A 1,812-nucleotide genomic window follows, 5' to 3' on the forward strand; every position below is an offset into this window, starting at 1 on the left:
ACCACGGCGAAAGACTGGGCAGTTGGCGACAAAGTAAACCGTGATCGCTCGCTGCGATTGCAGGATGAGTTGGGCGGACACCTTGTGTCAGGGCACGTTGATGGAATTGCAAAAATTGTGTCGCGAGAGGACTTTAGCGATCAGTGCAAACTGACGTTTGAAGTGCCAACTGACCTTGCTCGGTTCATCGCAACCAAAGGTTCGGTGGCGCTAAACGGCACTTCGCTGACTGTGAACTGGGTAGAGGGCAATCGCTTTTCGGTTCTGCTGATTCCGCACACGCTTGAAGTGACAAATTGGCACCTTGCGCAAGCGGGTGATGAGATAAACATTGAAATTGATCAGATGGCGCGATATGCAGCGCGCTTGATTGAAATGCAATAACCCCCGCACAACCTGCGATTTGAGGACGAAGATGACCGACAAGCCAAAGATTTTGCTCATTGAAGCACGTTTTTATGATGAATTGGCCGATGAACTTGCAGCAGGTGCGATTGAAGTGCTGGAAAAAGCAGGCGCTGAAATTACACGCGTCGCTGTCCCCGGCGTATTGGAAATTCCCGCTGCCCTTTCAATGGCGCTTATTGCCGCTGAAGTGGCCGATGCCGACATATACGATGGCTATGTTGTTCTTGGTGCTGTTATTCGGGGCGAAACAACCCATTATGACATTGTTGCCAATGAAAGCGCCCGCGCGATCATGAATATGGTAACATCTGAAGGCTTGGCGCTTGGCAATGGTATTCAGACCGTTGAAAACCAAGAGCAAGCTTGGGCGCGCGCCAACCGCTCAGAAAAGAACAAAGGCGGCGGCGCAGCTGAGGCAGCGCTTGCCATGATCCAAACAAGAACCAAGCTCGGGCTATAACGATGAGTGATGACAAACCACAACGCGATCCGGGCAAAGCCAATCAACGCGGCGCAGCTCGTTTGGCTTCAGTTCAAGCGCTTTATCAAATGGATGTCGGGCGCGCTTCTTTTGACGCTACGGTTGAACAGTTCAAAATGTTCCACCTAGGCAAAGAAGTAGAGGGGGAAGAATATCTTCCCGCTGACGCCGACTATTTCAAGCAGTTGCTTGAAGGCGTGCGGACATATCAGGTCAAAATTGATCCAATTATAGACAATTCGCTCGTGGACGGTTGGCCTGTCACTAGAATCGACAGTACACTTCGGGCGATACTGCGTTCTGCAGCATTTGAAATGCTCTACAAAAAAGACATTCCAGCCCGCGTTGTCATCAATGAGTATGTTGATGTTGCACGAGCATTCTTTGAAAAAGACCAGCCCGCAATGGTCAATGGTGTGCTCAACAATATCGCCACAACATTCCGGCCTGACGAAGTGAAATAAATGGAGACAAATCAATGACCGAACCCCAATTTGATAAAGCAAAATATGCGGGGCGGAACATTGGTTTGTTGGCTGTAACTCAGGCAACCGGCGGTTCTAGCCAAGCTATTATTATGGCCGTTGGGGCGCTAACTGCTGCCAATCTTGCGCCTGACAAAAGCATGGCGACAATTCCAACCACGGCCATGATTATTGGTCTGGCGCTTATGGCGGGACCTGCCACCAAGATCATTTACGCCATTGGGCGCCGCAATGGCTTTATGATTGGCGCTGCTTTGGGCTTTGTTGCTGGACTGTGTGCCGCAGCTGCTGTTGCCTTTTCCTCATTCATCCTCTTTGCGCTTGCTCTTTCTATTGTGGGCATGGGTGGAGCCTTTACCCAACAGTATCGCTTTGCAATTGCCGACAGTGTGCCTGACGACATGAAGGCTAGGGCAATTTCATTGGTTTTGCTTGGCG

3 protein-coding genes and 1 pseudogene are annotated in these 1,812 nt (G+C 50.5%); all 4 read left to right on the top strand.

Going from position 1 to position 1,812, the window contains the following annotated elements; genetic code table 11:
* Positions 1-384: riboflavin synthase (locus Q0231_RS11660; protein ID WP_367274490.1), on the top strand; the 384-nt coding region annotated here is incomplete at its 5' end.
* A gap of 31 nt (positions 385-415) precedes the next feature.
* Positions 416-868 carry a 6,7-dimethyl-8-ribityllumazine synthase gene (ribH, locus tag Q0231_RS11665; RefSeq protein ID WP_269391985.1) on the top strand — a complete coding sequence of 151 codons (453 nt, stop codon included), beginning with the start codon at positions 416-418 and terminating at the stop codon, positions 866-868.
* 2 nt (positions 869-870) lie between these two features.
* Positions 871-1,353, top strand: coding sequence for a transcription antitermination factor NusB (gene nusB / locus Q0231_RS11670; RefSeq protein WP_269391984.1), 483 nt, complete (start codon positions 871-873; stop codon positions 1,351-1,353).
* A gap of 14 nt (positions 1,354-1,367) precedes the next feature.
* A pseudogene (locus Q0231_RS11675) lies at positions 1,368-1,812 on the top strand (MFS transporter); the annotation flags it as partial.

Origin of the sequence: uncultured Maritalea sp. (genome assembly GCF_937139385.1) — a bacterium.
Taxonomy (GTDB): Bacteria; Pseudomonadota; Alphaproteobacteria; order Rhizobiales; family Devosiaceae; genus Maritalea; species Maritalea porphyrae_A.

Excerpts from the sequence above, each read along its gene's own strand:
- ribH (WP_269391985.1), top strand. The coding sequence starts at position 416 with ATGACCGACAAGCCAAAGATTTTGCTCATTGAAGCACGTTTTTATGAT.
- nusB (WP_269391984.1), top strand. The coding sequence starts at position 871 with ATGAGTGATGACAAACCACAACGCGATCCGGGCAAAGCCAATCAACGC.